The organism is Carnobacterium sp., from assembly GCF_032094055.1.
GTDB lineage: Bacteria > Bacillota > Bacilli > Lactobacillales > Carnobacteriaceae > Carnobacterium_A.
Genome location: NZ_DAMDAK010000028.1, coordinates 1 through 7,338, shown reverse-complemented (window position 1 = coordinate 7,338; position 7,338 = coordinate 1). Strand labels below are relative to the sequence as shown.

The window sequence follows — 7,338 nt, the reverse complement described above, 5'->3', positions numbered from 1 at the left end:
CAATAATAAGGAATACCATCTTCAATAAGTAATTTTTAGAAAAAACCTAAAAGAAGTTGATCAAAAAGACGGAAACGCCTAATGATCAGCTTTTTTTAACGAATTCTTTAGTTATTTCTGTTATGATGAGTAAAAATACGCCTAAAAATGAGGGAAATCGAACAATGAAAATTTTAGTAGTAGATGACGATAAAGAAATTGTTGAACTCTTAAGTATTTACATCAAAAATGAAGGATATGAAGTAGAACAAGCTTATAATGGCAAAGATGCCCTAACGAAGTTATCAACTCACAGAGACATTGATTTAATGGTATTAGACGTTATGATGCCGGCAATCAATGGCATGGAAGTAGTGAAAAAAGTTCGGGAAGATTCACAATTGCCGATTTTAATGTTAAGTGCAAAGACCACCGATGTGGATAAAATCAAAGGGTTAGTCTCTGGAGCAGACGATTATGTTGCTAAACCCTTTAATCCATTGGAAGTCATGGCACGAATCAAATCGTTATTAAGACGCAGTACCTATGCTTCTGTTGAAGATGGACCAGATAAGTTAGAAATCGGACCGCTGATCATCAGCAAAGAATCGCACGAAGTCTGGACATTGACCAACCAGTCGATTCAATTAACAGCTTTAGAATTTGGTATTCTTTATTTGCTAGCCAGCCACCCAAATCGCGTTTTTAGTGCAGATGAAATTTTTGAACGGGTTTGGCAACAAGAAAGTTTAGTATCTGCTAAGACAGTTATGGTTCATGTCAGTCATTTGCGGGATAAAATTGAAGAAGCAACCGGCGGAGAAAAAGTGATTCAAACGGTCTGGGGTGTCGGGTATAAAATTGAAGACCGGTAAGCACCTGATGCGCCAATAATAGAGGAGATGAGCAGCAGCTTGAAAATAACGAGAAAAGAAAAAAGCAAACTGATTTTTGAAGGAATTATTACAGTCGGTTTAATTAGCTTACTTTACTATGCGGCATTTGCTATCCTCAGCCGAATTGTCATAGCTTTTCCTGGAGTTATCCGTTCGTTATGGATATTCGGCGATGCAATCATTAGTATTCAGAGCAATCAAGTCATTTCAATCACACCCTTTTTTGCTTTTGTATTGCTTATTATTGCTGGAATCACAGTTCATTGGCGCTTGAAAAGACGCTACAAACAAATGCAGTTGAATCACGTGATCAGTGAATTGCATTATATTGCAGAAGGGCACTATGATCATCGGATTACTACAGACCTTAACGGGGATATGAAAAAAGTAGTAGACAGCATTCACGTTTTAGTAGACAGCACGGTTAAAGCGATGGAAGAAGAACGGAAAATCGAACAATCAAAAGATGAATTGATCACAAATGTCAGTCATGATATTCGAACGCCGCTTACTTCGGTGATTGGTTATTTGGGTTTAATAGAAGAAGGCAGTTACCGAGACGAAGAAGAAGTGCTGAAGTATACCCACACGGCTTATGAAAAAGCAAAGCAAATGAAAGTCTTAGTAGAAGACCTATTTGAATATACACGTGTCCGGCAAACCACTACTCCATTAAACTTAACTGAGTTCGATATGGTGCAATTATTGGAACAATTAGCCGCTGACTTTGAATTAGAAGCAGAAAAGAAACACATGCAAATTGAAGTTATCTGTAAACAAGAAGCTATCTTAATGGAAGCTGATACGGAAAAGATCGTGCGTGTCTTTAATAATCTCATATCGAATGCTTTAAATTATGGAAACGACGGGCAGCGTGTTTTTATTGAAGCCGAAAAAGTCGGAGAAGAAGTTGTTGTTTCAGTTAATAATGATGGCAAGCCCATTCCCGAACAATCCTTAAAACAATTATTCAACCGTTTTTACCGTGTAGAAGAGTCACGTTCACAAGAAACAGGCGGAACGGGTTTGGGGTTAGCGATTGCCCAAAGTATTGTGGAACTTCATAAAGGGACGATTTATGCAAAGTCAGATGAATATCTAACTCAGTTTATCCTGCATTTTCCTTTATGCCAAACAAAATCAAAAGATCAAAATGTTTCACGTGAATCAAAAATAAAAGAACAAATTTAAAAACAGTTGTCTGCAAAGAGATAATGTAAAATATAGTTGTTTTTTTCGTAGAATTTCGCTAACATGGAACGGTGAGTGAATTTTTTTACTTAAAAAAAGTGTAAATTTATTGAGGAGAATTTAAGAAATGAAAAAAATGACGAAATTCGGACTGGTTTTTATTATTACCTTTATGGTAGGAACGTTTCTTCCAGTTTCCAACTTGAACAACACCGCTTCAGCTGCAGAAGCCGCTCCAAAAATTGATGCAGCAGCAGCCTTTATTATTGAACCTACAACAGGAAAAGTATTGATGAATCAAAATGGAGATAAAAAGTTGGGAATTGCTTCGATGACGAAGATGATTTCAGAATACATTATTTTCGAATCCATTGAAAAAGGCGATATTACTTGGGATCAAAAGGTTCCTATCAGTGATTATGCTCATAAAATCAGCCAGAACAATTCGTTATCAAATGTTCCTTTAAGACAAGACGAAACGTATACATTTAAAGAATTGTATCAAGCGATGGCTATTTATTCAGCAAATGGGGCAACCATTGCGATTGCTGAAGCAATTGCCGGAGATGAGCCAAAATTTGTCGACATGATGCGCGAAAAAGTAGAATCATGGGGCATTTCTGATTATGAATTGTACAATAGTACTGGGTTGTCCAATACCGACTTGTATGGAAACCTGTATCCAGGAAGCAAGGAAGACAATGAAAATGCGATGACTGCACGTGATGTAGCTATCGTTGCTCAACACTTACTGGCATCTTATCCAGAGATATTGGAAACGACCAGTATTTCTGAAATGAAGTTTAAAGAAGGAACTTCTGATGAAATCAAAATGGAAAATTGGAATTGGATGTTGCCCGGTTTAAACTCTGAACGAGAAAATGTGGATGGACTGAAAACAGGAACGACTGATTTTGCAGGAGCTACCTTTACCGGAACAGCTGAAGAAAACGGTATGAGAATCATTACAGTTGTAATGAACGTAAAAGATGGAGAAGCTGACTTGAGAAGACGTTTTGTTGAAACAGACAAAATGATGGATTGGGCTTTTGCAAACTGGGAAAAAGTACAAGTTTACAAGAAAAATGATGTTTTAAATGATGTGAAACCGTTAGCTGTAGAAAAAGGGAAAACGGACAGTGTAAAACTAGCCGTAGAATCGGATGTATCTTTATTTGTTCCAACTGATACAGATTTGGAAAATATGGAAGTAAGCTATACTCCTCAGAAAAATGTGTTAAATGATGCAGGCAAAGTAACGGCTCCGATTAAAAAATCTGAAAAAGTTGGAACTGCTCAAGTTTCAGTGAAAGATGATGAGTTAGGTTATGTCGATGGCGATCAAGGCGAAGAAGTAGCTGTAGTGGCAGCTGATGCTGTTGAAAAAGCGAATGTTTTTGTGCTATCAGGCCGTTGGATCAAAGATTTCTTTTCTAACTTATTTTAAGCCTTTTAAAAATAGAGTGATTTGTTTTCATTGACTTAACGATAAGGGTTCGGTAAACTAGATTTACTAAAATTGAACAAATTGAACGTTAGTAATGCAAAATAGTAAAATAAATAAATGCTGTTAGAGAGTCAGTGGTTGGTGAAAACTGATGATTTGTTTATTTGAATCCATTGCATGAAGTAAATAATGAATCAACTACTGGTTGACCAAATTATTTCGGCTCCAGACCGTTATCTGATGTAAAGCGTAGAAGTTTTCATTGTATAAAACTTCTAAAGTTGGGTGGTACCGCGATTTTATCAGGCCATTTCGTCCCATATTCACTAGGGATGGAATGGCCTTTTTTGTATGGTAAAGGAATATAATGATAAGTCTAAAACAGAGGAGAGAAGAAAATGTTAGATATAAAAAAATTGCGGAACGATTACCAAACGGTTTCTAAAAAATTAGCCAGCCGAGGTGTCAAAAAAGAGACTTTGGATAACTTTATGCAATTGGACGAAAAAAGACGGTCTCTTTTAGTAGAAACAGAACAATTAAAGAATCAACGAAATGAAGTTTCTGGAGCGATCGCTGTCTTAAAACGCAACAAAGAAAATGCGGATGACAAAATTCAAGAAATGCGTGAAGTCGGGGAAAAAATCAAACAACTAGATGAACAATTAGCACAAATCGATTTCCAAATCGAAGACATTGCTTCTGGCTTACCCAACTTGCCGCATGAGTCAGTGCCCATTGGTACGGATGAAGAGGATAATCTTGAAGTAAGAAAATGGGGCACGCCTAAAACATTTGATTTTGAAGTAAAACCTCATTGGGAAATTGCAGAAGCTTTAGATATTTTAGATTTTGAACGGGGAGCAAAAGTTTCCGGCAGTCGTTTTGTCTACTATAAAGGATTGGGTGCCAGACTAGAACGCGCAATTTATAATTTTATGTTGGATCTGCACACGGGGGAACACGGCTACACTGAAATGATGACACCTTATTTAGTCAACAGCGAATCAATGTATGGAACAGGCCAATTTCCTAAATTCAAAGAAGACGTTTTTCAAATTGAAGATAGAGACCTTACGTTGATCCCAACAGCAGAAGTTCCTTTGACCAATTATTACCGCAATGAAATTTTAAATGAAGAACAATTACCCGTTTATTTTACAGCTCTTAGCCCTTCATTCAGATCAGAAGCGGGCAGCGCTGGGAGAGATACACGCGGCTTGATACGACTGCATCAATTTAACAAAGTAGAAATGGTGAAGTTCAGTAAACCTGAAGATTCATATGAAGAACTTGAGAAGATGACGCATAATGCTGAAACGGTCTTACAGAAATTAGATTTGCCTTATCGCGTTTTAGCTTTGTGTACAGGCGATATGGGTTTTTCAGCTGCTAAAACATATGATTTAGAAGTTTGGATCCCGGCACAAGATGTTTACCGTGAAATCAGCTCATGTTCAAACACAGAAGCTTTCCAAGCGCGGCGTGCAAAAATTCGTTACCGCAATGAGGCCACAGAAAAATTAGAATATGTGCATACATTGAATGGTTCTGGGCTTGCAGTTGGTCGAACGGTTGCTGCTATTTTGGAAAATTACCAACAAGCTGACGGTTCAGTTAAAATCCCAGAAGTTTTGGTTCCATACATGGGTGGAGTCACAGAAATAAGAAAATAAGTCTCATATAAATTTTAAAAACGTATCTTACATCTTGCTTTTTTAAGCGTAGACATAAGATATGTTTTTATTTAATTTAATTTAAGTCAAATGTCTAGCAATTATAATAAGAAAGATTTATTATAAAATGAATGGTAACTAACAAAAAATAAGTATGTGAATGATACTGGAGGAAAAACATGAAAGCAATCGTTATAGAAAATTATGGTGGCAAAGAAGAATTAAAAGAAATGCAAATAGATCGTCCTAAAGCAAGTTCAAAACAAGTGGTCGTTGAAGTAAAAGCAACATCCATCAATCCAATAGACTGGAAATTACGTGAAGGATACTTGCAACAAATGATGGATTGGGCCTTCCCTATTATTCTTGGATGGGATGTAGCGGGAGTTATTAGTGAAGTTGGGGAAGAAGTAATAGATTGGAAAGTAGGCGATAAAGTTTTTGCTCGTCCAGAAACGACTCGCTTTGGTACGTACGCTGAGTACACAGTAGTAGATCAAGAATTGCTTGCTAAAATCCCAACTAATATTAGTTTCGAAGAAGCAGCAGCAATCCCGCTTGCCGGCTTAACGGCTTGGCAAGGTTTGTTTAATCACGGTAAATTAAAAAAAGGTGAAACAGTTTTAATTCATGCTGGTGCTGGCGGAGTTGGAACATATGCAATACAGCTAGCAAAATCTATTGGAGCTAAGGTAATTACTACAGCTAGCAAAAAAAATCACGATCTGTTAATTGATCTAGGTGCTGATCAAGTCATTGATTATAAGACAGAAAACTTTGTAGAGCTTTTAGATGGAGTAGACTTAGTTTTAGATACAATGGGTGGAGAAGTACAAAAGGACAGTTTTAAAATTTTAAAACCAAAAGCAGGGCGAATGATTTCTATTGTAGGACTTGCTGATGAAGAATTCAGAAAGCAATTTGATGTAGAATTTGAAAGCATATGGTTAGAACCTAATGGACAAGAATTATCAAAAATTGCTGAATTAATGGCAACGGGAAAAGTCAAATCAATTTTTGGTGCGAAATTTCCGCTTAACGAAAAAGGGATTTATGATGCACATGAACTAAGTGAAACACACCATGCGCTTGGGAAAATAGTCATTGTTTCTAATTAAGATGTTCATTGCTAAGTCTATTTAGCTAACCAGAATATTTTAGAAAAGTGACTTTATTCTTCTATGTAAATAGTTATGATATAATTTATCTAGCATTAAATGAAGGAGGAAAAGATGATGAGTGAACAAGAATTTCAAAAAGCAACTTTTGCAGGCGGCTGTTTTTGGTGCATGGTAAAACCATTTGATCAAGAGCCTGGTATCCATTCTGTTATTTCTGGTTACACAGGCGGACATACAGTTAACCCAACTTATGAAGAAGTGTGCAGCGGTACAACAGGACACACTGAAGCTGTTCAAATTACTTTTGATCCAGATATTATCAGCTACAATGACTTAGTTGAAATTTACTGGAGACAAACTGACCCAACCGATGCAAGCGGCCAATTTGCAGATCGTGGTTCATCCTATCGTCCCGTGATTTTTTACCATAGTGAAGAACAACGCCAAATTGCAGAGAATTCGAAAAAGGCTTTGCAAAATAGCGGCCGCTTTAAAAGACCGATCGTTACAATGATAGAGCCGGCTGAACCTTTTTATCCAGCCGAAACATACCATCAAGACTTCTATAAGAAAAACCCAGCTCATTATTCACGTTACAGTCAAGGGTCAGGTCGTGTTGATTTTATTGAAAAGACATGGCAAGAAAAATAAACAGTTGCCCTTCTCCTATTCTTTTATAAGAAGAGAAGGGCGTTTTTTTACGTATAAAAAAGTAGAATAAGTATATTGGATTCGTCTTTTTTTGTTTTTTAAATAGATTTTAGCTAAATAAAATAAAGTTGTTCGTCTTTTATAAAAAAGAAGATTTGATTGCTAGAAAACGTTGACTCAACGCCAAGTAGCTGGTATAGTAATACATGTTGTTGCAAGAGAACTTGAGCAACATAAAAAAAGAAATGAAAAAAGTTGTTGACAAGCATCACAGCTTCTGGTAATATTTAGGAGTTGTCAAAACGACAACACAAACACATTAGACCTTTGAAAACTGAACAAAGTAAGAACGAAATAACTGTGTAAGGTGGTTTAAC

6 protein-coding genes and 1 other annotated feature are annotated in these 7,338 nt (G+C 36.6%); all 6 genes read left to right on the top strand.

From position 1 onward, the window contains the following. The first annotated feature begins 164 nt into the window (after positions 1–164). The 6 genes from RT405_RS06015 (at position 165) to msrA (ending at position 6,961) form a co-directional block, all read left to right on the top strand. Complete coding sequence (locus RT405_RS06015) at positions 165–854, top strand: response regulator transcription factor (RefSeq protein ID WP_313468415.1); 690 nt, start codon at positions 165–167, stop codon at positions 852–854. A 27-nt stretch (positions 855–881) separates the two neighbouring features. Further along, positions 882–2,066, top strand: coding sequence for an ATP-binding protein (locus tag RT405_RS06010; protein WP_313468413.1), 1,185 nt, complete (start codon positions 882–884; stop codon positions 2,064–2,066). 127 nt (positions 2,067–2,193) lie between these two features. After that, the gene (locus tag RT405_RS06005) at positions 2,194–3,513 is read left to right on the top strand and encodes a serine hydrolase (RefSeq protein ID WP_313468412.1); all 1,320 of its coding nucleotides are present in this window, start codon (positions 2,194–2,196) and stop codon (positions 3,511–3,513) included. An 82-nt stretch (positions 3,514–3,595) separates the two neighbouring features. After that, positions 3,596–3,836 (top strand) — a binding site (T-box leader). Positions 3,837–3,911: 75 nt separating this feature from the next. Next, a complete protein-coding gene (gene serS / locus RT405_RS06000) occupies positions 3,912–5,189 on the top strand; it encodes a serine--tRNA ligase (RefSeq protein WP_313468410.1) in 1,278 nt (425 codons plus the stop codon). 179 nt (positions 5,190–5,368) lie between these two features. Next, positions 5,369–6,307, top strand: coding sequence for an NADP-dependent oxidoreductase (locus RT405_RS05995; protein WP_313468408.1), 939 nt, complete (start codon positions 5,369–5,371; stop codon positions 6,305–6,307). Between the two features lie 117 nt (positions 6,308–6,424). Next, a complete protein-coding gene (gene msrA / locus RT405_RS05990) occupies positions 6,425–6,961 on the top strand; it encodes a peptide-methionine (S)-S-oxide reductase MsrA (RefSeq protein ID WP_313468406.1) in 537 nt (178 codons plus the stop codon). The last annotated feature ends 377 nt before the right edge of the window (positions 6,962–7,338 follow it).

Bases quoted from the DNA above. Each gene is read 5' to 3' on its own strand.
- serS (WP_313468410.1), top strand. From the start codon at position 3,912: ATGTTAGATATAAAAAAATTGCGGAACGATTACCAAACGGTTTCTAAA.
- RT405_RS05995 (WP_313468408.1), top strand. From the start codon at position 5,369: ATGAAAGCAATCGTTATAGAAAATTATGGTGGCAAAGAAGAATTAAAA.
- msrA (WP_313468406.1), top strand. From the start codon at position 6,425: ATGAGTGAACAAGAATTTCAAAAAGCAACTTTTGCAGGCGGCTGTTTT.
- RT405_RS06010 (WP_313468413.1), top strand. From the start codon at position 882: ATGAGCAGCAGCTTGAAAATAACGAGAAAAGAAAAAAGCAAACTGATT.
- RT405_RS06015 (WP_313468415.1), top strand. From the start codon at position 165: ATGAAAATTTTAGTAGTAGATGACGATAAAGAAATTGTTGAACTCTTA.
- RT405_RS06005 (WP_313468412.1), top strand. From the start codon at position 2,194: ATGAAAAAAATGACGAAATTCGGACTGGTTTTTATTATTACCTTTATG.